This window comes from Enterococcus sp. DA9 (assembly GCF_008000875.1).
Taxonomy (GTDB): Bacteria; Bacillota; Bacilli; order Lactobacillales; family Enterococcaceae; genus Enterococcus_B; species Enterococcus_B lactis.
This window is the reverse complement of the sequence record NZ_CP042839.1, coordinates 2199008-2222676: the sequence shown is the minus strand read 5'-3', so window position 1 is coordinate 2222676 and position 23669 is coordinate 2199008. Positions and strand designations below refer to the sequence as shown.

The 23669-nt window shown below is 37.8% G+C and carries 22 protein-coding genes and 1 tRNA gene; 17 read left to right on the top strand and 6 right to left on the bottom strand.

The genetic code is table 11. The features are described from left to right. Positions 1-100 precede the first annotated feature (100 nt). Positions 101-364, top strand: a complete 264-nt coding sequence (locus FTX43_RS11625) for a hypothetical protein (protein ID WP_002292935.1) — start codon at positions 101-103, stop codon at positions 362-364. 23 nt (positions 365-387) lie between these two features. Beyond that, complete coding sequence (locus tag FTX43_RS11620) at positions 388-576, top strand: hypothetical protein (protein ID WP_002344185.1); 189 nt, start codon at positions 388-390, stop codon at positions 574-576. A gap of 154 nt (positions 577-730) precedes the next feature. Here FTX43_RS11620 and FTX43_RS11615 read toward each other — a convergent pair whose 3' ends face one another. After that, positions 731-919 carry a hypothetical protein gene (locus tag FTX43_RS11615; protein WP_002292937.1) on the bottom strand — a complete coding sequence of 63 codons (189 nt, stop codon included), beginning with the start codon at positions 917-919 and terminating at the stop codon, positions 731-733. Between the two features lie 215 nt (positions 920-1134). Here FTX43_RS11615 and FTX43_RS11610 point away from each other — a divergent pair, with 215 nt between their 5' ends. Further along, positions 1135-1506 carry a YxeA family protein gene (locus FTX43_RS11610; protein WP_002292938.1) on the top strand — a complete coding sequence of 124 codons (372 nt, stop codon included), beginning with the start codon at positions 1135-1137 and terminating at the stop codon, positions 1504-1506. A 147-nt stretch (positions 1507-1653) separates the two neighbouring features. Here FTX43_RS11610 and FTX43_RS11605 read toward each other — a convergent pair. The 3 genes from FTX43_RS11605 to FTX43_RS11595 form a co-directional block, all read right to left on the bottom strand. Next, positions 1654-1726 (bottom strand) — tRNA-Gln (locus FTX43_RS11605). A gap of 45 nt (positions 1727-1771) precedes the next feature. Continuing rightward, entirely contained in the window at positions 1772-2200 is a 429-nt protein-coding gene (locus tag FTX43_RS11600; RefSeq protein WP_002292939.1) for a hypothetical protein, read from the bottom strand. Between the two features lie 59 nt (positions 2201-2259). Continuing rightward, entirely contained in the window at positions 2260-3018 is a 759-nt protein-coding gene (locus FTX43_RS11595; protein ID WP_002292940.1) for a C39 family peptidase, read from the bottom strand. Positions 3019-3312: 294 nt separating this feature from the next. On the opposite strand from FTX43_RS11595, the gene FTX43_RS11590 reads away from it, so the two are divergent. After that, positions 3313-3510 carry a hypothetical protein gene (locus FTX43_RS11590; protein WP_002288059.1) on the top strand — a complete coding sequence of 66 codons (198 nt, stop codon included), beginning with the start codon at positions 3313-3315 and terminating at the stop codon, positions 3508-3510. A gap of 105 nt (positions 3511-3615) precedes the next feature. Beyond that, on the top strand, positions 3616-4098 hold the full coding sequence (locus FTX43_RS11585; protein WP_002292941.1) for a hypothetical protein: 483 nt from the start codon (positions 3616-3618) through the stop codon (positions 4096-4098). Between the two features lie 55 nt (positions 4099-4153). Here the strand turns inward: FTX43_RS11585 and FTX43_RS11580 are convergent, their stop codons facing one another. Then, on the bottom strand, positions 4154-4750 hold the full coding sequence (locus tag FTX43_RS11580; RefSeq protein WP_002309425.1) for a nitroreductase family protein: 597 nt from the start codon (positions 4748-4750) through the stop codon (positions 4154-4156). Between the two features lie 386 nt (positions 4751-5136). On the opposite strand from FTX43_RS11580, the gene FTX43_RS11575 reads away from it, so the two are divergent. The 8 genes from FTX43_RS11575 to FTX43_RS14980 all read left to right on the top strand — a co-directional run bounded on the left by FTX43_RS11575 (position 5137) and on the right by FTX43_RS14980 (position 19298). After that, complete coding sequence (locus tag FTX43_RS11575; RefSeq protein ID WP_002309423.1) at positions 5137-6603, top strand: peptide MFS transporter; 1467 nt, start codon at positions 5137-5139, stop codon at positions 6601-6603. Between the two features lie 180 nt (positions 6604-6783). Next, on the top strand, positions 6784-10311 hold the full coding sequence (locus FTX43_RS11570; RefSeq protein ID WP_002309421.1) for a PD-(D/E)XK nuclease family protein: 3528 nt from the start codon (positions 6784-6786) through the stop codon (positions 10309-10311). Then, complete coding sequence (addA, locus tag FTX43_RS11565; protein WP_002335032.1) at positions 10308-14030, top strand: helicase-exonuclease AddAB subunit AddA; 3723 nt, start codon at positions 10308-10310, stop codon at positions 14028-14030. The genes FTX43_RS11570 and addA overlap by 4 nt, the downstream gene beginning before the upstream one ends. A 68-nt stretch (positions 14031-14098) precedes the next feature. Further along, positions 14099-14440 carry a helix-turn-helix domain-containing protein gene (locus FTX43_RS11560; protein WP_002292948.1) on the top strand — a complete coding sequence of 114 codons (342 nt, stop codon included), beginning with the start codon at positions 14099-14101 and terminating at the stop codon, positions 14438-14440. Positions 14441-14750: 310 nt separating this feature from the next. Continuing rightward, positions 14751-15794 (top strand): phenylalanine--tRNA ligase subunit alpha, encoded by a 1044-nt coding sequence (pheS, locus tag FTX43_RS11555; RefSeq protein WP_002292949.1) that lies wholly within the window; start codon positions 14751-14753, stop codon positions 15792-15794. Positions 15795-15798: 4 nt separating this feature from the next. After that, complete coding sequence (gene pheT / locus FTX43_RS11550; RefSeq protein WP_002309416.1) at positions 15799-18219, top strand: phenylalanine--tRNA ligase subunit beta; 2421 nt, start codon at positions 15799-15801, stop codon at positions 18217-18219. Positions 18220-18719: 500 nt separating this feature from the next. Then, positions 18720-18854 (top strand): hypothetical protein, encoded by a 135-nt coding sequence (locus tag FTX43_RS15275; protein ID WP_002292952.1) that lies wholly within the window; start codon positions 18720-18722, stop codon positions 18852-18854. A gap of 270 nt (positions 18855-19124) precedes the next feature. Beyond that, positions 19125-19298, top strand: coding sequence for a hypothetical protein (locus FTX43_RS14980; protein ID WP_002309415.1), 174 nt, complete (start codon positions 19125-19127; stop codon positions 19296-19298). Between the two features lie 164 nt (positions 19299-19462). Here the strand turns inward: FTX43_RS14980 and trpS are convergent, their stop codons facing one another. Further along, positions 19463-20473 carry a tryptophan--tRNA ligase gene (gene trpS, locus FTX43_RS11545; RefSeq protein ID WP_002288045.1) on the bottom strand — a complete coding sequence of 337 codons (1011 nt, stop codon included), beginning with the start codon at positions 20471-20473 and terminating at the stop codon, positions 19463-19465. A 253-nt stretch (positions 20474-20726) separates the two neighbouring features. Here trpS and FTX43_RS11540 point away from each other — a divergent pair, with 253 nt between their 5' ends. From FTX43_RS11540 to FTX43_RS11525, 4 genes are read left to right on the top strand one after another with little or no spacing between them, the layout of a single operon-like run. Continuing rightward, entirely contained in the window at positions 20727-21464 is a 738-nt protein-coding gene (locus FTX43_RS11540; protein ID WP_002309413.1) for an amino acid ABC transporter ATP-binding protein, read from the top strand. Between the two features lie 13 nt (positions 21465-21477). Continuing rightward, positions 21478-22293, top strand: a complete 816-nt coding sequence (locus FTX43_RS11535; RefSeq protein WP_002309411.1) for a transporter substrate-binding domain-containing protein — start codon at positions 21478-21480, stop codon at positions 22291-22293. Between the two features lie 12 nt (positions 22294-22305). After that, positions 22306-22953, top strand: a complete 648-nt coding sequence (locus tag FTX43_RS11530) for an amino acid ABC transporter permease (RefSeq protein ID WP_002344190.1) — start codon at positions 22306-22308, stop codon at positions 22951-22953. Between the two features lie 15 nt (positions 22954-22968). Then, positions 22969-23625, top strand: coding sequence for an amino acid ABC transporter permease (locus tag FTX43_RS11525; protein ID WP_002309409.1), 657 nt, complete (start codon positions 22969-22971; stop codon positions 23623-23625). Positions 23626-23669 lie beyond the last annotated feature (44 nt).

Below are 23669 nucleotides of genomic sequence, written 5' to 3'. Positions count from 1 at the left end.
CGCAAGCAGCTCTATGGATTTATCCAGTAAAATATGTATTGTTTTTGAATTTATAGGGGAAAATTGCTATAATCAAAGTGAAAGAAGGAGTGGAATTTTCATGGATCATGTAGTGTTAGAAATCGATTTGCATTTAATCAATAATATTCGGGTGATTTACTATGTTGTAAGCAATAGTGTCGAACAACGTGTACTGACGAATAAAATCAATGGTATTTTAGCAAAGAAAGACGTTCACCGATTCAATAACGGTGAAGGTAGTTATTATAGTATCCCAGTAGAAAAAATCATTTATACGACAGTCAAAGTCAGAGAAGATCTGGATACTAAAAAGGCATATGAACCTATTTTTACAACTTATTGATTAACAGCAAATGGAGGAAAAAAATGAATCCATATGAACAACTTATCCAAGATTTGATTAATGGAAAAATCGAAAAAATTGATGTAAAAAGAGAAGAATTGATGGCTTTTCGAGAAGCATGGCTGAAATTGGAGAATCGTAAATATGTGGTAGGAAAAGCATCGCTGAACGGCAATGTGACTTATCATTATGATCCAACACGCTTATTTTAGTAAGGATGATTCAGAAAGAAGAAGGGACTGTGACAAAAATCGTGTCACAGTCCCTTCTTCTGGACAAACGGTGTTCAAGAGACAGCCTATCGGCAATAAGGCTGAACGTCTCTTTTACAACTTCTGATTCCCGGTGTTCCAGAAATGAAAATTCCTACTTATTAAATAGATTTTTGAATTTGTCTTTCACACTGTCGATATTTACGTCTTTTAGAAGATTTTGTGCTTTCTCTTTGTAAGGACCTAGTTGTTCTTTATGTTCTTCGATAAATCGTTTTGCGCCGTCGAAGTTGCCGCCTTTTATCATTTCCTTGACTTTTTGAAATAATTCTTCTTGATTCATTTTGAACACATCCTTTGCCATCAACTTGATTTTTTAACATGGATAAAGTGAGAAAAACTACATTATCCACACCTCCATAATATCAAATAACGATCATTTTTACTAAAAAAACATTTGTTTCTCGCTTCTAAAGTAGGAGAAAAATCTCCAACTTAGGTCGGATGGAATTTTTCTAATTGCCCCATATACTGAATATATAACAAGGAGGTAGAAAGATGAAAGTGATTAAATATTTGATAGGATTGGCGGCGATTAGTGGTATTTTGCTATTTGGACTGAAATACTATACTGAAGGAAGTTACGGGGAAATCCCTGGTATACTTGATCAACTAAATCCATTAGTTGAAAAAGGTGAGGTCTATGTAAAAACACAAAAACCAGAGGAAGTAAATGAACATGGAACGGCAAGGTATGTTCAAAAAGCTGCTAATGTCGATGGGGAAGAGCGTACAATTGAATTTAATGGACTTTCTGTGTTAAAAGAAAATCATTATTTGAAAATCAGCAATAAAGGAGCGCACATAGAAACGTATGAAGAAGTTCCTAGAGAAAAAGTTCCGGAAAAAGCATTAGCAATTATTGGCTAAATTTACTGTATGAGTGCTACAGATTTAATTGTTAATTATAATAAAATTATGTAAACTATATAATAAATAATAAAAATATTCCAAAAACCCCTGAAAAAAGATTAATCTTTTTTCAGGGGTTCATTTTTTATCAACAAGTCCATCAAATTGGGATGGCAGGGTTCGAACCTACAATTGCTTGATTCAGAGTCAAGTGCCTTACCAGTTTGGCTACATCCCATTTATTCAACAAAATAATCATAGCACTTTTCTAAAAAAACGCAAGTTATTTTTCTTGATCAGATAGTTGTTGTTTTACTCGTAAAAGGCGGCGCACCAGTTTCTTTTCCAATCCAGCAGGAAGGGCAATCCGCTCTGCTACTGACAAGACGGAGTCAAGCAAGTGATATTCTTTGACAGGTTCATTCATGATATGGTAAATGTTTGCTAAACGTTCGATATATTCAAAATGGGTGTACTCCGTTCGAGCGATCAGAAATTTTAATAAATCGATTGCTTTTCCATACTCTTGGTCTCCATAATAGACAAGAGCTTGACGATACAGTTTGATTTCTAGTTCATTGAGGGTAGCAGGTCTGCACCGTTCGTTCCACTCATTAATAGAAACTTTACCTTGAACATTTCCTTTGCGGTCACGGACAAAAATAATCGGAATTTCATTTGGATCCATTTTTTTATGAGTGAATTTTTCCATTATCTGTGCTCCCTTCAAAGGTTCGGTATCTAGAGTATAAGGGATTTTTACTTTAATTACTAGCTTTTCTCCAAAGTTAGCATTTGTCCACCCATTGCAGTGAAAATGGCCGAAAAATCATTGATCGGTACTGCTCGATTTTTTACGCCATAGGGGTCGTTGACGTAAATATTTTCTTTGTCGTATCCAGTGACTACACAAGCATGAACAAGTGGAGTGACTCTTACTTCTCCGTTGTTTGTTGTCCAAGTCATAAAATCAGTTTCATCAGGGACTTCAAAATTGATAGTCACGGAAGTCCATACAGGATTTCCTTTAGATAGAGCTTTTTTGATATCATCTAGTTGAGCGTCTGTTTTTGGAAAAGTATGATAATCCGTTTGGACGATTTGTTGAGCAAGAGAGGCAACAGGAGGGACATAGACGCCCATAGCCCAGTCTCCGCCACTGATATCTCCAACAAATCCTTCATTAGGATCGCCGTGAGTCCCGTCTGCATTGAAAACAAGGACGTAATCCAATTGTTCAGCTAACTGGTTTTTAGTCGTTTCATAACCATAAAAAGATAAAAGCATGGAAAGCGAAGTGACCTCGCAGCCATTTTCTAGAGAAGGAGAGTCAAACTGGCTCTCTAATGGAACATCTAGCAAAACTTCTGCTTTCTCTTTTGTCTTTTTCGTTTTTTGTGTTGAACTTTTTTGTGTAGTATTCATTGTATGTTCTGGAGAATGGATATGTAGGTAATAACTTGTACCGCTTAATAAAAGAGTAGCTGTACCTCCTAGAAACAATAGTTTTTTAAATGTTTTTTTCTTCATTGGAAATCTCCCTTTTCAGCTGTTTATCTTTCCTATTATAAGTGTATTTTTATTGGGAAGGGAAGTATTTTATTTAAATATGTAAGAAATAATCAGTTTTTGAGGAATATTATTTATTATTCTAGAACAAATTCTTCTAGATACAACAGCTGTTTTAATTGTGAAAACGAAAACAGTACGCTATAATGCCTGTAAGGTTGATTTTTGACTGTAAACAAAAAATCAAATAATTAAATCTCCAAAAAATAGCAGTTGTAATATGGAGAAAAGTTCCAGCAGTTTAGGAGGATTTTGATGACGGAAGAAATGATTAATTTAGGAGAACAATATGCATGCAAACCAATTGGCTTTACAAAAACGGTCATTGGTGAAGTTGTATCAAAAATGACAAACTGTGCCGTGGTCAAAGTTGCCCAATGTGCTGCAGAGGATCAAGAGTTATTAGATGAAAAAGCAAGCATGGTTGTTGCAAAATATGATACATTTGAATAAAGAAAATAATTGGACGTGCGGCGTGCTGCAAGTCCAATTTCTTTGAGAAGGTAAATCAGTATTCTTTTCCTGTTTTCAGGAGAAGAAAAAGCGAGGCGAGTTGTCATGGTAACATTTTTTACGGTTCTATTGTTTTTATTCGTTGTTGTTATGTTCTTATTTCTTTGGCTGGTTCGAAAAGAAATTATTTATCGGACTGTTCGGAATCGATGGGTTTACTTGGTCATACCATTCTTAGTAGTACTAGTCGTTTGGTACACACTCATCAGTCAGCCTACAGCAGATGAATTGGCAAAAGGGATTTTGTCAGCGATGATTTTTATTAGTTTTTTGTTGGACAGTCGAGGAATTACAGAAGAAGGGCTTGTCTTGAATAGCTTTGATAAAAAAGGTGTTCCTTTTTCTGAAATCAATAAAATCGTGTTGTACCAACCAAAAGGTTCTAAAATTGTAAAAATGAATTTTTTCCGAAACGGATGGCGGGGACCAATGCTGAAATTTTCTGCATCATTAGAAGAATTAGTTCCATTTTTGTCCCAACGCTTGAACGATGAGGCGGAGATTGATATTATGATCGATCCAGAATAAAAAACAGAGGTTACGACAAGATGTTTGTCACAACCTCTGTTTTTTTCAAGTAAAATTATCCGAATACACGGAAGCGATCTGCATCGTTCATATATTCTTTTTCCCCAGCTGGTGTTTCTGGTGAACCGAATACTAATTGTGAACGTAGTTTCCAGTTTGAAGGGATATTCCATTCTTTTGCAACTGCTTCGTCAATAACTGGGTTGTAATGTTGCAAGTTTGCGCCCAATCCTTTATCAACTAATGCTACCCAAGTGTTCGCTGTTGCGATTCCGTTTGATTGTTCTGACCAATCTGGGAAGTTGTCTGCATATAATTCAAATTGTTCTTGTAGACCTTTTACCACGTCAGTATCTTTGAAGAATAATACTGTACCATAACCATTTTTGAAACCAGCTAATTTGTTTTGTGTATTTGGAAAAGCTTCTGCTGGAGTCAATGGGCGAAGTGCTTCTTCAGTGATTTCCCAAAGTTTTTCATGTGCATCTCCGAAAAGAATAACTGCGCGTGTTGATTGAGCATTGAAAGCAGTTGGGCTTTCTTTAATTGCTTCTTTGATCAAAGCTGTCAATTCTTCATTAGAAAGTGAAACGTTACGTCCTAGATGATAGATTGAACGGCGGTTTTTTAAAGTGTCAGTAAAAGTTGTCATATTAAAATTTCTCCTTTGATTTGCGTTTTGCATTTTTTTAATTGATTACGAAATGAAGTATATCATCTTACAAAAAGTAAGTAAATAGATATGCTCACAAAAAATAAGCGAAGTTCAAAAAACAATTTTGATAAGGGAAATCGTTAGAAAAGGATTTCCTTGGTTATCGCTTTCATTGTTGTGTTTGAGGAATTTTTGCTTATTTGAAAAAAACGTCTGATATATAATTATTAAATCTCTATCTTCTTTTTTTTATGATATTGCCATTAAAAATTACTTGTTTTTATAGAAAATTAGTTTATATTTCTTAAATAAGTTTTTTAGTTAAATTTTTCGGTAAAGATGTATAATATTTTCTGAAAATTTAAAGAATTGGGGTATAGATTATGGAAAAACAGCAAGACAAGGGCTTCTTCGGGCAGCCGAAGGGATTGTCAACTTTGTTCTTCACTGAGATGTGGGAACGATTTAGTTATTATGGTATGCGTGCATTACTTATCTATTATATGTACGATACAGTTGCCAACGGGGGACTTGGATTACCACGAGCAACAGCATTAGCTATCATGTCGATATACGGATCTCTGATCTACATGTCTAGTATCGTCGGCGGATGGGTATCTGACCGAGTGTTAGGAGCAAAACGCACTGTATTCTTTGGTGGAGTCTTCATTATGCTTGGACACATCGTCTTGGCTTTACCATTTGGTGTAAGTACATTATTTGTTTCAATGGCATTGATCATTATTGGAACCGCCTTTTTGAAACCGAACGTTTCTGGCATGGTCGGACATCTTTATTCAAAGACTGATTTGCGAAGAGATGCAGGATTTTCGATTTTTTACATGGGTGTCAACTTAGGGGCGTTATTAGCACCACTAATCGTTGGGACAATCGGTCAAGAATATAACTACCATTTAGGGTTCTCTTTAGCTGCTATTGGGATGTTCTTTGGATTATTACAATACATCATCCAAGGGCGCAAGACATTAGACGGAGTGGGTACAACACCACCGAATCCTTTGACAACTGAAGAACGTAAAGGATTCATCCGTAACTTGATCATCGCACTTGTTGTTATCGTTGCAGTATTCGGTGGCGCACAATTAACTGGTCATTTGACAATCGACTTTTTTGTCAATACAATCAGTGTATTAGGGATTATCTTACCGTTGTATTACTTTATCAAAATGTTGACTTCAAAAGATGTAACTGCTGAAGAAAAACCAAGAGTATGGGCGTATATCCCATTATTCCTTGCAGCAATCATTTTCTGGTCATTACAAGAACAAGGTTCATCTATCTTAGCTTTATTTGCTAGTGAACGTACGCAATCTACACTATTTGGTGTGACGATCCAAGCAAGCTGGTATCAATCATTGAATCCGATTTTCATCTTTATTTTGACGCCGGTATTCGTAACAATGTGGACAAAACTTGGCAAACGCCAACCATCTACAGTAGTGAAATTCTCTCTTGGTCTTTTGTTTGCAGGATTATCATACTTACTATTGATGTTGCCAGGTATGCTTTACGGAACAAGTGGAAAAGTAAGTCCATTGTGGTTGTTAGGAAGTTTCTTCATCGTGGTTATTGCTGAATTGTGTCTTTCACCAGTTGGTTTGTCTGTGACAACGAAATTAGCACCACGAGCATTTGAATCACAAACAATCGCTATTTGGTTCTTAGCTGATGCTTCTTCACAAGCAATCAATGCACAAATTGCACGCTTCTACACACCAGGAACAGAATCTGCCTACTTCGGTATTATCGGTGCAGTAGCAATCGTCGGTGGTATCTTGCTATTTACTGTGAAAGAACCAATCAAAAAACTAATGGGATCTATCCATTAATCAACTCATGAAAAGACAGGAATTGCTTATTTGTAGCGATTCCTGTCTTTTTGCGTATACTCAAAAAAGATAGAAATATCAGAACCATAAAAGTATATAATTTGAAGAATATAGAACAAATGTTCAGTATTTTTTGATATAATAAAGAAGCACCGTATCATGTGTTGAAGGAGGAAAAGCATGTCTTTACAATTTATTCTTGGAAACGGGAAAAAAGATCACCGTCAAGTCTTGATTGACGAAGCATCAGCTTGGCTCGACCAAGATGCAAGCAACCAAGTATTTTTCCTTGTTCCCAATTACAGCAAATTCGAACAGGAACAAGAAATTTTAGCGGAGATGCGAAGAAGAAGCGGGAAAAAAGCTTTCAGCACAACAAATGTTCAAGTATTCAGTTTTTACCGTCTGGCTTGGTATTTGCTGCAACAGACAACCCTTCTTACAGGAAATGAATTATCAGAATCCGGATCTGCGATGATCTTGCGACAGATTTTAGAAAAACATGAGGAAGAATTAACGATCTTTCGCGGAGAAATCAATAAAAGAGGATTTATTCGCCAATTGCAAGAACTCTATAGTGAGTTGCGCACAGGGAATATTCAACCGGAAGACTTGATGCTTTTATTTGGTGATTCACCGAATGCAGAAGACCAGCAACTTAAAATGAAAGACTTGAAGCTGATTTTTTCAGCTTATGACAGCGAATTGACCGAACGTGCACTATCAAATGAAGATGCACTGGCTATACTAGCAAATTATATGCAGACACAAGATTTCACCAACGTCCAATTTATCGTCAGCGGTTTTTCCCGAATCAATGGGCAAGAGTATCAATTACTGCAGGCAATGATGGAAAAGGGGCAATTAGTTGTCGATTTATTGTTGGATCGTCCTTATACAGCGGATCTTCCAGAAGTACTTACGCTCTTTCATGAGACTGGAAAGCTTTATTTCCGTCTTTTTCAAAGTGCGAGAGAACGGAAAGTTCCTATATTAGTAGATCGTTTTGCGCCAGAGCAGAATCGTCCGACAGAGCTTCAGTTGCTGCAAACGATGTGGGAAGAGACTTCCAGCCAAAAGAAAGCAACCGTCCGCAAATTAGGGGAACAAGAGGCTCTCCATTTGTGGGAAGCTGAAAATCCAACTGAGGAAGTCCGACAGCTAGCTGTTGAAATCAGACGGCTAGTCAGTGAAGAAAACTACCGTTATCGTGATATCCAAGTACTGACAAAAAATATGTCCTTATATGGAAATATTCTTCGACCAATCTTTCAAGAAATGGCGATTCCTTTTTATATCGATGAAGAACAAATGATGGAAAATCATCCGCTGATTGAATGGGTCAACAGTCTGTTCGCTCTTGACCGATATTCTTATCGACTAAGTGATATTATGCGTTTTTTCAAGACGGAATTGTTCCTATCGATGGAAACAGAAACCGAACTGGATGAATGGAAACAAGAACGAGATGAATTCAGGAAAAAATTGGACATCACAGAAAATGTTGCACTTGCTTATAATTATCAAGGCACTTACTGGACGCGTGAAAAAGACTGGCAGTTTGTGGCGTATGATTTTGAAGCAGAACAGATTGAAGACGTACAGTATCTGGAAGAACAGTCAAATACGATTAGACGATTATTTCAGAAATCTGTACCTGCATTTTTTAAAAAAATAAAGAAAAGTAAAACAGGTCAAGCGGCCGCAAATGTTTTTTATCAATTTTTGATTCAAAGTGGTGTACAGCAACAATTATTGTTTTGGCGTAATCAGGAAGTAGACAGAGGAAACTTAGAAGCGGCAAGAAACCATGAGCAGACATGGGGAGCGCTGATTGATCTGCTGGATGAATATGTAGTCATTTATGGTGAATCGGCTTTTGACTGGTCTCTGTTCCAAGAAATCATTACGAGTGGTCTCGAAAATCTAAGTTATGGTAAAATCCCTACCGCAATCGACCAAGTGCGAATCAACCGTTTGGAATTAGTTCGACCGAATCAAGCTGCCGTCACTTTTGCATTAGGTTTGAATGATCAAGTGTTTCCAGACCGTAAAGAAACAAAAGGATTGTTGTCCAGTGAAGAACGAGAAGTATTAAATCAAGCTTTGCCAGATGGACAGTTTTTATTCGACCCATCAAAAGAAAGTATCTCTTTTGAGCCTTTCCAAGCCTACCTTGTTTTTCTTTCCGGAACGGATCGATTATATCTTAGCTATGCACAAAGCTATGACACAGATGGTTCACTGAAGATGTCTCCTTATTTGCGCAGAATCACAGAATATTTATCAGTTCCCGTCGAGAGAAAAGAGCATTTGACAATCGAAAGCGATCCTGATTGTTATGTAGGAACTTACAGAAGCGGAATCAATACAGTCAATAGGATTTATCGATTAGCTTTAGATGAAAAGAAACCTGTACCAAAACATTGGCAAAAGCTCAAAGAATTAGTACTGAATTCCTCATGGCGCAATTTTGCTTTACAAATCTTTGAAAGTCAGGAACATTTGAATGTGCCTGTTTCGATGCCAGAAAAAATGGCGGAAGAGCTTTATGGAAAAGAAATTTATACTTCGATTTCACGTATGGAGAATTTTTATAATTGTGAATACAAATACTTCATGCAATTTGGGTTGAAATTGAAAGAACGAACTGTTTATGGTTTGACTCCAGCAGCAACAGGTGATTTTTATCATGAATCATTGGATCGTTTCTTCAAGCTACTGTTTTCAAACCAATTATCCTTAGTGAATATGACCGATGCGCAGCGTAAAGACTTTACTGAAAAAGTGCTGCAAGAAGTGTTCGGAGAACTTCGGTTTGAGATATTGGATAGTTCCGCAAGAATGAACTATATCCGCTATCAGTTAGGACAGACGATCCAAAAAGTAGCATGGGCTTTGCAAAAACAGAGCAAAAATACGGGCATGCATCCTCTTCAGACGGAGATTTTATTTGGTCAGATTGCTGGAGCAAAAGGTATCACAGGTCTGGAATTACCGTTGAGTAATGGTGGAAAACTCCACGTTCGAGGAAAAATCGATCGGATCGATGTAGCTTCTGAACAAGAAGATACTTGGTTAAGCGTTATTGATTACAAATCTAGTGGACGTTCATTCGATGTCACAGAAGCTTATTATGGCATGGCTATGCAATTATTGACGTATCTGGACGTAGCATTGATGGATGCGGTACGTTTGACTGGAAAGGCGGCTGTTAAACCAGCAGGATCATATTATTTACATGTTCATAATCCTGTATTGACGGAGACCGATGATGTAGAGAAGAATACATTGAAAAAATTTAGTTATGATGGCGTTTTTGTCGATGATCCCGCTCTTTTAGAAGTACTAGATCATTCACTGGAAGCAAAAGAACAATCACTGATCTATCCAGTGAAAAAAAATGCGAAAGATGAATACCAAAAAGGTAGTTTCAGCAAAGATAAATTTTTCACGGAAGAAGAACTGCAACTGTTCATGGCGCATAATCGGGAAAATATGCGGTTAGCTGGAGATGCAATCACTTCCGGAGAAATCAAACTGAACCCAGCTTATAAAGATAAACAGCGAATTGCCTGTGAATTTTGTCCATTCAGAAGCATCTGTACGTTTGATGTGATGCTGAAAGAAAATAATTACCACCGTCTGGAGAAAATAGATAAGGAAGAAGCACTGCGCAGAATATTGAAAAGGAGTGAAGAAGAGTGAATCAAATTCCTTTAAAACCGCAAAATGAACGATTTACAGATGATCAGTGGCAGGCGATTTTCGATCAAGGAGATAATTTGTTAGTCTCTGCGTCTGCCGGATCAGGTAAAACTACAGTGCTTGTTCGAAGAGTGATTGAAAAATTAAAAATGGGTTTTGATATCGATGAATTACTGATTGTGACATTTACTGAAGCAGCTGCAAGAGAAATGAAAGAAAGAATTCAAGAGGCATTGCAAGAAGCGGTCAACAGCGAAAGCGACCCTGTACGAAGACAGCATTTTACTAAGCAGTTAGTTTTATTGCCCACAGCGAATATCTCAACCTTACATGCTTTTTGTCTAACAGTTATTCGACGTTATTATTACTTAATTGATATTGATCCGGTCTTTCGCATGTTAACAGATGAAACAGAAACGATCTTGATGAAGGAGGATGTGTGGGACGAGCTGAGAGAAGCACTTTATGCAGAAAATGATGAACGATTTTTCCAATTAACAATGAATTTTTCTAATGATCGTTCAGATGACGGCTTGACGAATCTGGTATTTTCGCTTTATGAGTTTGCCCGTGCCAACCCTGACCCCAAAAAATGGCTAGAACAGTTAAGCGCTAATTATCGTTTGACTGAGGGGCTAGCGAAATCTCGATTATATCAAGAACAAATCCGTCCTTTAGTTTTGGCAGATGTATACCAATGTGTACAATTATATGAACAGATGACTCAGTTAGCACAAGGTGAAGGATTAGAAAAAATGTATGAGCAAGTAGCTGGAGAACAACAGCAGATCAAAAATATCTATGAAGCTTTCTCGCAAGATCGGTTAGAAGATGCTTATGCTAGTTTGGAACAACTGACTTTTTCAACTTTTAAGAGCAGTCGTAAAGCAGAATTGAAAGAAATCTCCAATGAAGTCAAGGGCATGAGGGATAAAGCAAAAAAATTGATTCAGCAGATAAGTAAAAGTTACTTTCCTGTTTCACCAAGCCAAATGGAAGAATTAACGGAAAAAGCACTACCGTTAGTCGAAGAAATGACAAAAGTCACGCAAAGCTTTATGGACGGTTTCAGTATGCGTAAACGGGAAAAAGGCGTATTGGACTTCAATGATCTGGAACATCTAGCGTTGCAGATTCTCACAGAAAAAACGAAAGATGCATGGCTGCCAAGTGAAGCTTCAAAACATTATCGAAAAAAATTCAAAGAAGTAATGGTAGATGAATATCAAGACGTGAACCAATTACAAGAAGCCATTTTATACTGGCTAAGAGAACCTGATGATACAAAAGGAAATATGTTCATGGTTGGGGATGTCAAACAATCCATTTATTCTTTCCGTTTAGCAGATCCTAGTTTATTTATCGGGAAATACGAGAATTTTTCAAAGAAAGAAGGCGGACGTCGGATCGTTTTGGCTGAGAACTTCCGCTCTAGAAAAGAAGTCCTTTCTTTTACGAATCTTATTTTTGAACAACTAATGGATCCAGCAGTTGGTCAAATCAATTATGACGAAGCAGCCAAACTGATACAGGGATTTTCAGACTTTCCAGAGAATGAACAGTTTGAGCCAGAAATCATGATCTATGAAAAAGAACAGGAAGAATCAGAGATCGAGATTCCCACTGACGATATACTGGAGGACAAAACAGAAGGCGAACTTTTTATGACAGGACTGAAGATTCGTCAATTGATTGATTCTTCCTTTATGATTTATGATAAAAAATCAAAGAAAGATCGTCCGATAGAATACAGAGACATTGTTCTCTTGACACCTACAAAAAAGAACAACTTAACAATTTTAGAGATTTTCAAAACATTGGATATTCCTTTGGAGATGAATGATGCTCAAAATTATTTTCAAGCGACAGAAATTCGCACGATGATCTCGTTGCTACAATTAATTGACAATCCCTATCAAGATATTCCGCTTGCAGCTGTATTGCGTTCGCCAGTCGTGGGTTTGATTGAACCAGAATTAGCAAGTATCCGATTAGCCGACCGTGCACATACTTACTATGATGCTGTGCTTGCTTATCAAGCATCAAACGAAGATGAATTAGCGGTTAAGCTGGAACATTTTGGCAAACAACTAGATCATTGGCGAGAACTTGCTCGCCGTTCTTCGATCACTGACTTACTATGGGATATCTATTATGAGACGGGATATCTAGAGTATGTGGTCGGTCTGCCAGCAGGGGCACAGAGACAAGCCAATCTTTATGCATTGGTCGATCGTGCCAAAGCATACGAGCAAAGTTCTTTCAGAGGATTATATCAGTTCGTGCGTTTCATTGAAAAAATGCAAGAAAAAGATAAAGACTTAGCAGAACCAGTCATTTCAATAGAAGATAATGCTGTTCGCGTAATGACGATCCACGCAAGTAAAGGCTTGGAATTTCCAGTTGTATTTTTGTTAGATATGACGAAAGAATTCAACTTACAAGACTTGCGCAATCGGTATGCTTTTGAAGAAAAACTTGGAGCAGGTATTCGCTATATGGATCCTGAAACACGGGTACTGTATGATACGTTACCGTTTCAAGCCATCAAATTGGCAAAGCAAAACAAATTGTTATCGGAAGAAATGCGTAAATTGTATGTAGGATTGACTCGGGCAGAACAAAAGCTTTTCATTGTCGGTTCCTATAAAAATAAAGAGCAAATGATCCAAACGTGGTCTGAAGCAGCTGATCATGAGGAGTTGGTTTTTGATCCTGCGCTACGTTTGAAGGGCAGAAGCAGCTTGATGAATTGGATTGGTTACGGATTGATCCGTCATCCTGAAATGCAGAAATACTTAGAGGAAGAAGTTTCGACTTCTCTCCTTCAATATTCAAATGCACAGTTTTCCATTTCATGGATGAATCAGCAATCAATCATTGAACAAAGACAGTTGCTTGCTGAAAAAGAACTGGTTAACTTAGATCAGCAGGTGAAAGAAAAGGAAACTGTATTAGCAGATTCGTTACAAAAACGTCTAGCCTATGAATATCCTTATCAGGCTTCTTCGCAAACCACAAGTTATCAATCTGTATCTGAGATCAAACGATTATTCGAAGATCCAGATGATACACAAGAATCACGCTTGACTCTGGAAAGTAGTCAGACAAAGGCAGCATCTCGTCAATTCCGTTATACGCAAGAACAACTAGCAGAACCAAAATTTTTACAAAAAGATCGGCAAGTGTCGGCAGCTGCTGTTGGAACAGCTACCCATGCTTTATTGCAATTGCTGCCATTAGAGATGCCAACTACAGAGAGCATCAATCAAAAGTTGCAGGAATTAGTAAAGAAACGTTTAATAGACGAAAAGGTCGCAAAAAAAGTAGATGTTTCTTCTATTATATGGTTCTTTCAAACAGAACTTGGGCAACAGTTGATTGCCAACAAAGAAAACGTAAAACGGGAACAACCTTTTTCCATGCTGCTTTCTGCTGATGAAGTATTTCAAGACTATCCAAATCAGGAAGATGAGCTATTGATCCACGGAATCGTCGATGGATACTTAGAAGAAAAAGATCATCTCCATATCTATGATTTTAAAACAGATTTCATTTTACATCCGGATGATCCAGCAGAAATAGACGCGATCGTCCAAAAATATCAGGGACAGCTAAGACTTTACCAACAAGCAATGACAGAAGCACTGAATAAACCTGTAGAAAATGTTTTCCTAATTTTACTTCGAGTGAAACGAATCATAAACATTAATAAATAATTATAATTGAGCAAACTTGACTTATATTTTGTAAGGATTATGCTATACTCTGGGAAGAGGTGAGTATGATGGAGCTAACACAGACAGAATTCGTTTTGTGTCCTAAATTTGAAAAAACGTTCTCTATTTTAGGAAAAAAATGGAACGGATTGATTATCGATGTACTACTCGAAAATGGTCCGCAACGCTTTGTCGAGCTTGCGGCAAAAATCCCGATGGTTAGTGATCGGGTATTGGTCGAACGCTTGAAGGAATTGGAAAAAGAAGGAATAGTCACTCGAAACATTGCCTGTAGTGAAAAAAGCCGTTCAGAATATCTCTTGACTGAAAAAGGAGCAGACTTGCAAAAAGCAATGCGTCAAATACAAGTTTGGAGCGAAAAATGGGTCACAGAGGAAGAATGCGGTTGATTTTGTAAAAAAAATCTTGTAAACTATAGTCCATACGAATAAGTAAAAGAACGATGACGAAAAAGAGTAGTTTGGCTAAACCAGTTCAGGGAGATCTGTCACAGACTGAAAACAGGTCCTGTGTTTGAAAAATGAAGTTCACTTTCCGAGTTCGTCTGATCATTATCAGACCGGCAACTGTCGTTAACGAAGTAAGAGTGCGATGTAAGTTTATTTATCGCAAATTAGGATGGTAACGCGAAGACCTCGTTCCTTAACAGGAATGAGGTCTTTTTGTTTTGTATTTGGAATTTAAAGGAGGAACAAGCACATGTCTTTACAAGCACAATTAGAGAGCTTGAAAGAAGAAACAATCGTCAAAATCACGGCGGCACAAGATTTAAAAGAATTAAATCAAATACGTGTTGAAACGTTAGGAAAAAAAGGACCGATCACAGAAGTATTGCGTGGGATGAAAGATCTAAGTCCAGAAGAACGTCCAAAAGTCGGAAGTTTCGCAAATGAGATCCGAGACCTTTTGACAGAAGAAATAGAGCGAAAAAAACAAGTGTTAGAAGAAGAAGCGTTAAATGCGGCTTTGGCAAAAGAAACAGTAGACGTGACATTGCCTGGTAGAAAAGTAAAGCATGGTACACGTCATATCGTGACACAAATCATGGAAGAAATTGAAGATATTTTTGTAGGTATGGGGTATCAGATCGTGGAAGGTTACGAAGTAGAGTCTGACCATTACAATTTCGAACGGATGAACCTGCCAAAAGACCATCCGGCAAGGGACATGCAAGATACTTTCTATATTTCAGACGAGATATTGATTCGGACACATACTTCACCAGTCCAAGCACGGACAATGGAAAAGCATGATTTCTCTAAGGGTGCTCTACGAATGATCTCGCCTGGAAAAGTTTTCCGCAGAGATACAGATGATGCGACCCACAGCCATCAGTTCCATCAAATTGAAGGGCTAGTTGTTGATAAAAACATCACGATGGGCGATCTTAAAGGAACATTAGAAGTCGTAATGAAAAAAATGTTTGGGGAAGATCGTGAAATCCGTTTGCGTCCAAGTTATTTCCCATTTACGGAGCCATCAGTAGAAGTAGATGTCAGTTGTTTCAAATGTGGTGGTGCCGGTTGTAACGTATGTAAATACACTGGATGGATCGAGATTTTAGGAGCTGGCATGGTGCACCCGAATGTGTTGAAGATGTCAGGAATCGATCCAGAAGAATATTCAGGCTTTGCTTTCGGCCTTGGACCAGACCGCGTAGCTATGTTGCGGTATGGAGTGAATGATATCCGTAATTTCTATCAAAATGACTTACGTTTCTTAAGTCAGTTCAAGGGGGAGTAAGAAGATGTTAGTTTCATATAAATGGCTTAATCGTTATTTGGATTTATCGAATGTAACACCAAAAGAATTAGCGGATAAAATGTCTGTAACAGGAATCGAAGTCGAGGGAATCACGGTTCCAGAAGAAGGCTTGAAAAAAATCGTTGTCGGTGAAGTCAAGGAATGTGTACCACATCCAGATTCCGATCACCTTTCTATTTGTCAAGTCGATATTGGCGAAGACGAACTGTCTCAAATCGTTTGTGGAGCGCCTAATGTGAAGGTCGGAATCAAAGTGATTGTTGCGCTTCCTAACTCACGGATTGCTGGAAATGTGAAGATCAAAAAAGGGAAAATGCGTGGTCAAGTATCAAATGGCATGATTTGCTCGTTACAAGAAATTGGCTATTCAGACAGTGTTATACCGAAAGAATACGCTGAGGGTATCTATTATATGCCACAAGAAGCTGTAAATGGCGATCCAGTTTTTTCTTATTTAGATATGGATGATTCGATCATTGAATTGTCTATCACACCAAATCGTGCAGATGCATTGTCAATGCGTGGCGTAGCTTATGAAGTTGGAGCAATCTATCGTCAGACGCCTACATTCGATGACGAGAAATTAGTAGAATCATCACAACTTGCTAGCGATAAGATCCAAGTGACAGTTGAAGATAAAGAAGTCGTTCCTGCCTATCAAATCCGCATCATTGAAGGAGTAAGAATCCAACCAAGTCCTCAATGGCTGCAAAATCTTTTGATGAATGAAGGCATCCGCCCAATCAACAATGTAGTAGATGTGACGAACTATATTTTGCTTTTATTCGGACAACCACTACATGCATTTGACTACGACAAATTGAAATCAAACGAGATCCTTGTCCGACATGCAAAAGAAAATGAGACATTAGTCACGTTAGATGGAGAATCTCGGAAATTGACAACTGACAATCTTGTCATCACTAATGGCAAAGAACCAGTTGCTTTAGCTGGTGTCATGGGTGGATTAGATTCAGAGATCACGAATGAAACAACAACAGTGGCACTGGAATCTGCTTTGTTTGATCCAATTTCGATCCGTCGTACAGCAAAACAATTTAATTTGCGTAGCGAATCTTCTGCACGCTTTGAAAAAGGGATCAACCATGCAACTGTTGGAGAAGCCAGTGAGGTTGCTGCAGCAATGATCGTTTCTCTTGCAGGTGGGGAAGTTCTACAAGGCGCGGTCAAAGGTTCAGAGATCAAAGCAGAAGACGTATCAGTGAAGATTTCACTTGAACGCATCAATCAATATTTAGGAACATCTCTTGTCGTTAAAGAAGTAAATGAGATTTTTGAAGCACTTGGATTTGGCTATGAAGAAAAGGATCATGTTTATTCCGTAGTCGTACCACCAAGACGCTGGGATATCCAAATCGAAGCAGACATTATCGAAGAAGTTGCTCGTATTTATGGATACGACCAGTTGCCATCTACACTTCCAAGTGGAGAAACGGTTGCTGGAAGCTTGTCAAAAGAACAAGAAACTACTCGTAAAATTCGTACAATCTTTGAAGGAAGCGGATTGAGCGAAGCAATCAGTTATGCATTGACAACAGAAGAAAAATCAAGACAGTTTGTTATAAAAGAAAGTAATATTACACGTTTGGACTGGCCAATGAGCGAAGAACGTTCTGTATTACGAATGAATTTGATCAGCGGACTATTAGATGATATCAGTTATAACACTGCTCGAAAAAATACAGAGATTGCTTTATATGAAATCGGTCGGGTATTCTTCCAAGAAAATGATCCGCGCGCACATCTGCCACAAGAAGTAAAACATGCAGCAATCGCTATTTCTGGTGTTTGGGAAGAAAAAGATTGGCAGACGAAAGCACAAAACGTAGACTTTTTCACCATCAAAGGTCTTTTAGAAAACTTATTTGAACAACTAGGTATCCATGAAGATATCCATTATCAAACAGTGACAGAAATAAAAGAAATGCATCCTGGAAGAACTGCTGCGATTTACCTTGGCGAACAATTTATCGGTTTTGTCGGTCAAGTGCATCCGACAATTGCCAAAAGTTATGATATTCCAGAAACATATGTAGCTGAGTTTGATTTATCTGCTGTAGTGGAAGCTGCTCAAAAAGGAATCGTTTTTGAAGCAGTGACAAAATTCCCAGCAGTCAGCCGGGATATCGCTTTGCTTGTAAAAGAAACTGTGACAAATCAGGAATTAACAGAAGTTATCGATTCTGCTGCCGGAAGATTTTTAACAGATATCCAATTATTTGATGTCTATCAAGGAGAAAACATCGAAAAAGGACATAAATCCATGGCTTATAGCCTGACATTCGTCAATCCTGAAGCAACATTGACAGATGAAGAAATCAATAAAGCAATGGATAAGGTAACAAAAGCTTTGACAGAAACGCTTGGAGCAAGTATTCGTTAAAAGTTAGAAGCAAAATAGTTATCAGTCGTCCATGCTTTTGAAAATGTTTTTTTAAAAACACTTTATATAGAGTAGATACTTGAGCAGATCCATCTTCGGTTCTGCTCTTTTTTATTTTTCAGGTAGATTCCATAAATTTCTAAAATCAGAAAAATAGGTAGTTATCGAGCCGTCGTATTCACAGTGAAAGACTATCAATAACACGGCTATGTAAGTATGAAAAAAAGAGAAGATGAAATTGAAAAGGGAGAGTTTTATTACACAAGTAATTAGATTTTAAATGAACAGGAAAATCATTATTTTTATCGCTAATTTTCAAAGAACAGTTTTGGCTATATACTAATAAGAGGTTTATTGGATAAGAAATCATGACATTTAATCTGCTGAATATGGAAAAATGACCGAGGTGGTAATCCCAACCATTTTTTCTTAGTGTATCATTAATTGAATTTCAGACGTTTTGCACATGGCTACTTCAGAGATTAAAGGAGGTGGTAGTGGTGTTCATGTTAGTTGTTCTTGGTCTTTTATTAATAATCGTTGGTATTCAACTTAGAAGAGGCAAATGGTATGGAATAGTTGCTGGGAATACTTTTAAAGATAAACCGATTGAAGTTCAAAAAAAGGTGCATTAGGAGCTTCATCTATTGCTTTTTTTGTAGGAGGCTTTTTACTAATCGTTTATATTTTAATGTTTTTTGATATTCAAACTAGATTTTTAATCATTCCAGTAATTGTAATAGCGATAGTATATTCTTTGTTTACCTTATATAAATATCTTAAACACTTCATTAAATATGGAGAATAAAGGAACTATTTAGTAAGAAAAGAAATAGTAGAAAATCTATAAAAAACTACCAATAAAAATGAGGGGGACACAGCTTTTTGCCCTTCTTTGACGACAGTTGAACAAAATATCCGCACTTGAAAAAGGGAATGTCACTGAAGCTGTGGTCGCCACTCAGCCGATCAATGAATACGAAGATGCATTGAAAAAACTGATCAACTGTGAAAAGCAGTATACGACACTTCTTGAAGAAACCACTCAAGTGATCGACAAACAAGTCGTCACGGACTAAGAACTGGCCAATTATTTCAACTAAAGTGAAAGTCTCTGATTCTGCTTTTGAACATCAAAAAACCGAACGATAGAGAGCGTACGCATGCAAGTAAGCAGCTACTCAACTATTGTTCGGTTTTTTGAGTTTGGTAATGATGTCACTAAGATGGATTTACCGGTGTATTAATGGAAGTAATTGATCCCCATTGCTGATTTTACTTCAGAAAGTGTTTGTGCAGCTACTTTAGCAGCTTCTTCACTACCTTTACGTAAGATTTCCATAACAGCTGAAGGATCTTTTTCCAATTCTTCTCGGCGCGCGCGGATCGGTGCAAATTCAGCTTCCAATACATCAATGAGGTATCGTTTGATCTTTACATCACCAAGTCCGCCGCGGCGGTAATGAGCTTTCATTTCTTCAATTGCTTCTTTATCTGTTCCGAATACATCCAAGTAGGTGAAGACCATATTTCCTTCTACTTGTCCAGGGTCTTGTACATGGATGTGGTTTGGATCAGTATACATACTCATGACTTTTTTCTGTAAGACATCGGCAGGATCGGAGATATAAATACCGTTTCCTAACGATTTACTCATTTTGCCATTTCCATCGATTCCAGGTAATCTACCCATTCCTTTTGGTGGGAATACGCCTTTTGGTTCCACCAAGACTTCACCATATGTATGATTGAAGCTTTGTACAATTTCCTGTGTCTGCTCTAGCATTGGTTTTTGATCCTCGCCAACAGGAACGAGATTCGCTTTGAATGCAGTGATATCTGCTGCTTGAGAAACAGGATAGATAAAGAATCCTGTAGGCACGCTTTCACCGAATTTCTTTTGTTCGATTTCTGTTTTGACAGTCGGATTGCGACGAACGCGTCCTACGCTGACTAAGTTCAAATAATACATGGTTAACTCAGCTAATTCCGGAATTTGTGATTGGATAAATAAAGTAGATTTTGCAGGATCTAATCCCACGGCTAAATAGTCTAAAGCAACTTGCAAGACATTTGATGAAACCTTCTCAGGATTTTTAGCATTATCGGTCAGTGCTTGCATGTCAGCAATCATGACAAACAGTTGGTTGTCTTCATCTGCTTGCATAGCCACTCGGGTTTTTAGAGAACCGACGTAATGCCCTAAATGCAGCTTCCCAGTTGGTCGATCTCCCGTTAAAATAATATTTTTCAAAAAAGACACCTCTTTACGATTTGTAAGTCTGAGCACTTAATATCTTACCGTTTTTCCTGACAAGAAACAACAGTTCCTAAGGAAAAAACAAGGAAAGAGGATAAAATAACTAATAGATTAGAAATGAAAGAAATATTTATGGGAGAATAAACGTTCTAAGAAACTTTACAAATTACTAAACTATCAGATATAATGTATTTTATTATACATCTTTAAAAGAAATCTTACTAAATAATAATGGGAGTGTAATTCTATGGCAATGATTAAATTTGATCACGTGGATAAATATTATGGCAAGTTCCACGCATTAAAAAATATCAATCTCGAATTCGAGAAAGGAGAAGTTGTCGTTGTCATTGGTCCTTCTGGTTCAGGAAAGAGCACGATGCTTCGCTGTATCAATGGATTAGAGACGATTTCTTCAGGCAAGCTACTAATTAATGATGCTGACTTGCATGATAAAAGGACAAAATTGACAGAAGTCCGAAAGAATATCGGCATGGTTTTCCAGCATTTCAATTTGTATCCTAATAAAACCGTTCTGGAAAATATTACATTAGCACCAATCAAAGTGTTAAAGCAAGACCAGGCAACTGCAATCAAAAACGCGGAGAAATTTCTGAAAACTGTCAATATGTTAGATAAGAAAGATTCTTATCCTTCCATGTTATCCGGTGGACAACAGCAACGGGTGGCAATCGCCAGAGGTTTAGCGATGAATCCTGAGATGCTCCTGTTTGATGAACCTACTTCTGCTTTGGATCCGGAAATGATTGGTGATGTATTGGACGTCATGAAAAAATTGGCGCATGATGGTATGTCAATGATTGTCGTGACGCATGAAATGGGCTTTGCCAAAGAAGTTGCGGATCGTGTCATCTTCATGGCTGACGGAGAAGTATTGGAAGATAGCAGAAATGTGAGAGACTTTTTCGAAAATCCAAATGAAGTCCGAGCACAGCAATTTATCAGTAAAGTTATCAATCATTGATAGGAGGAAAAAGATGCGCAGGTTTAAAAAGATACGCCTGATTTTCCTTTTAGGCATTGCTTTTCTTGCACTAGCCGGATGTAAAGGAAATGGGTTGGCAAATGAAGATATTTTAGAGCGAAGCAAATCTACCAATGAAATCATCTGGGGTGTCAAATATGATACTCGATTATTTGGAATGATGGATATTGAGAGCAGAACCGTACAAGGATTTGATGTAGATATTGCAAAAGCTATCACTGAAAAGATCCTTGGTGAAAATGGAAAAGCGGAATTTGTTGAAGTCACTTCTAAAACGCGGATCCCGTTATTGAAAAACGGAAACATCGATGCAATCATTGCGACGATGACGATCACAGATGAACGAAAAAAACAAGTCGATTTTTCAGATGTCTATTTCGATGCTGGCCAAGCTTTGTTGGTAAAGAAGGGAAGCCAAATCAAAAGTGTAGATGATTTGAATGCTTCTACAACAGTTCTAGCAGTCAAAGGTTCTACGTCGGCTGCGAATATCCGACAGCATGCACCAGATGCAAACATTCTGGAATTGGAAAATTATGCAGAAGCATTTACTGCCTTACAATCTGGCCAGGGAGATGCGATGACTACGGATAATGCGATCTTGTTAGGGATTGCAGATGAAAATCCAGAGTACGAATTAGTCGGCGGAACGTTTACTAATGAACCTTATGGAATTGCAATCAACAAAGGACAAGAAAACTTCTTGAAAGCTGTTAACCAGGCGCTAGAGGAAATGCATGCAGATGGCACATACGATAAAATCTATCAAAAATGGTTTCCAAATGAAACTGAAGGAAAAGTAGAGTAAGGGGGAGAGGCAATGAGCGAATTGATACAGACTTATGGACCAATCTTTGTCGACGGGTTCAAGATCACATTGTTTTCGAGTGTCTTAGCACTTGTGTTTAGTTTGATTATCGGAACGTTGATGGCAATCTTCCAATTATCAAAGAATAAAATAGTGAGTGCCTTAGCAAAGGCATATGTAGAATTTTTTAGAAACATTCCATTATTGATTATCGTGATGTTTTTTTATGTTGTCGTACCGATTTATTGGTTTAATCTAGACGGATTTCAAGCTGGGACGATTGGATTGACTATCTATACATCCGCTTTTATTGCTGAAACGGTACGTTCAGGGATTCAAACCGTACCAAAAGGCCAAACAGAAGCAGGATTGTCTTCTGGATTTACCTATTCAGAAATTATGCGTTATATTGTTTTGCCGCAAGCATTCAAAATCGTTATTCCGCCATTAGGCAACCAATTTATTAATCTTGTGAAAAACTCGTCTATTTTAGCAATCGTAGCTGGTTTGGATTTGATGTATCAAGGAGACTTGATCGCCAGTGAAACATTCAATACCTTCGATACGTATATCATCGTTGGGTTATTTTACTTAGTTATTACGCTGCCGTTATCTTACTTAATGGTTTATCTTGAGAAAAAATGGGCGGTTCGTTCATAGAAGGAGGGGAAATACATGGATTTTAGCGGCGCTTTTTCATGGATGAATGTCCGTTTTTTATTGGAAGGATTAAAGGTTACTGTTGAAGTTTCATTGTTTTCGATCATTTTCAGTTTCTTGATTGGTGGTCTGGCAGGTGTGATTCGTTTTGCGAACATCCCTTTCTTGTCCAAAATCCTTGGTATTGTGATCGATATCATACGAAATCTTCCATTATTATTGATCATTTTCTTCACTTATTTTGCCTTGCCTCAGATTGGTATTCAGATGAACATCTTCTGGTCCGCTGTTGCAGCATTGACGATCTTTGAATCAGCTATGCTGTCGGAGATTTTCCGAGCAGGACTTAATGCTGTTCCGAAAGGGCAGATGGAGGCAGGATTGTCAACAGGACTGACTTATGTAGAAACGATGCGGACGATCGTCTTGCCGCAAGCATTCAAATCAATGATTCCGGCAATTGTGAGCCAATTGATTTCACTGATCAAAGATACTTCATTAGCAGTAATCATTTCTTTACCTGAACTTTCTCATCAAGCACGTATTATTTATGGACAGAATACCAATTATGTGCTTCCGATGTTCATCATCATGACACTTATGTATTTCGTGGTGTGTTACGCGCTTTCTCTGCTTTCCGGTTACTTGGAAAAGAGACGGTACAGTTATTAATAGATGATTCTTTTAGCGGTTGTGGCAGACTAAAGTCACAACCG

Coding starts and splice junctions, on each gene's coding strand:
- FTX43_RS11625 (WP_002292935.1), top strand. CDS start 101: ATGGATCATGTAGTGTTAGAAATCGATTTGCATTTAATCAATAATATT.
- FTX43_RS11620 (WP_002344185.1), top strand. CDS start 388: ATGAATCCATATGAACAACTTATCCAAGATTTGATTAATGGAAAAATC.
- FTX43_RS11615 (WP_002292937.1), bottom strand. CDS start 919: ATGAATCAAGAAGAATTATTTCAAAAAGTCAAGGAAATGATAAAAGGC.
- FTX43_RS11610 (WP_002292938.1), top strand. CDS start 1,135: ATGAAAGTGATTAAATATTTGATAGGATTGGCGGCGATTAGTGGTATT.
- FTX43_RS11600 (WP_002292939.1), bottom strand. CDS start 2,200: ATGGAAAAATTCACTCATAAAAAAATGGATCCAAATGAAATTCCGATT.
- FTX43_RS11595 (WP_002292940.1), bottom strand. CDS start 3,018: ATGAAGAAAAAAACATTTAAAAAACTATTGTTTCTAGGAGGTACAGCT.
- FTX43_RS11590 (WP_002288059.1), top strand. CDS start 3,313: ATGACGGAAGAAATGATTAATTTAGGAGAACAATATGCATGCAAACCA.
- FTX43_RS11585 (WP_002292941.1), top strand. CDS start 3,616: ATGGTAACATTTTTTACGGTTCTATTGTTTTTATTCGTTGTTGTTATG.
- FTX43_RS11580 (WP_002309425.1), bottom strand. CDS start 4,750: ATGACAACTTTTACTGACACTTTAAAAAACCGCCGTTCAATCTATCAT.
- FTX43_RS11575 (WP_002309423.1), top strand. CDS start 5,137: ATGGAAAAACAGCAAGACAAGGGCTTCTTCGGGCAGCCGAAGGGATTG.
- FTX43_RS11570 (WP_002309421.1), top strand. CDS start 6,784: ATGTCTTTACAATTTATTCTTGGAAACGGGAAAAAAGATCACCGTCAA.
- FTX43_RS11560 (WP_002292948.1), top strand. CDS start 14,099: ATGGAGCTAACACAGACAGAATTCGTTTTGTGTCCTAAATTTGAAAAA.
- pheS (WP_002292949.1), top strand. CDS start 14,751: ATGTCTTTACAAGCACAATTAGAGAGCTTGAAAGAAGAAACAATCGTC.
- pheT (WP_002309416.1), top strand. CDS start 15,799: ATGTTAGTTTCATATAAATGGCTTAATCGTTATTTGGATTTATCGAAT.
- FTX43_RS11540 (WP_002309413.1), top strand. CDS start 20,727: ATGGCAATGATTAAATTTGATCACGTGGATAAATATTATGGCAAGTTC.
- FTX43_RS11535 (WP_002309411.1), top strand. CDS start 21,478: ATGCGCAGGTTTAAAAAGATACGCCTGATTTTCCTTTTAGGCATTGCT.
- FTX43_RS11530 (WP_002344190.1), top strand. CDS start 22,306: ATGAGCGAATTGATACAGACTTATGGACCAATCTTTGTCGACGGGTTC.
- FTX43_RS11525 (WP_002309409.1), top strand. CDS start 22,969: ATGGATTTTAGCGGCGCTTTTTCATGGATGAATGTCCGTTTTTTATTG.